General features: G+C 70.2%; 1 pseudogene. It reads right to left on the bottom strand.

Going from position 1 to position 409, the window contains the following annotated elements:
* Positions 1-105: 105 nt before the first annotated feature.
* Positions 106-409, bottom strand: a pseudogene (locus tag AC1ECK_RS36690) (proline/glycine betaine ABC transporter permease); the annotation flags it as partial.

The following is a 409-nucleotide window of genomic DNA, read 5'->3' as shown; positions in this document are numbered from 1 at the left end:
GTGTCTCCTGTGTCGACCGTAGTTAGCGCTTTAGCGCGCCACTCCGGTCCCACGCAAAGCGCTTTGTGATTCCCCGCCCGTGGCCGGATTGCCGGGTGCTGATGCTTACTTGGCCGGCCGGGTTTCGAGCCCACCCTGGCTCGTGTCGCCGTGACCGGCAGCCTCGTCCGCACCGGCCTCGGTCGCCGCGACCTTGTAGGGCACGCGCGACACCGCCTTCGCGCGGCGGCGCGCCGCCAGCAGGCGTCGGGTGCGGCGGTCCTGCCCATAGCCCTGGCTGATCCGGTCGATCACGATGGCCAGGATCACGATCGCAATCCCCGCCTGCGTGCCCTTGCCGACGTCGAGCGTCTGGATGCCCGCGAGCACGTCCTCGCCGAGCCCGCGCGAGCCGATCATCGAGGCGATC

Source organism: Paraburkholderia sp. SSBN10T (assembly GCF_056619545.1).
The sequence above is the reverse complement of the archived record's forward strand: the minus strand, read 5'-3'. Positions and strand labels throughout refer to the sequence as shown.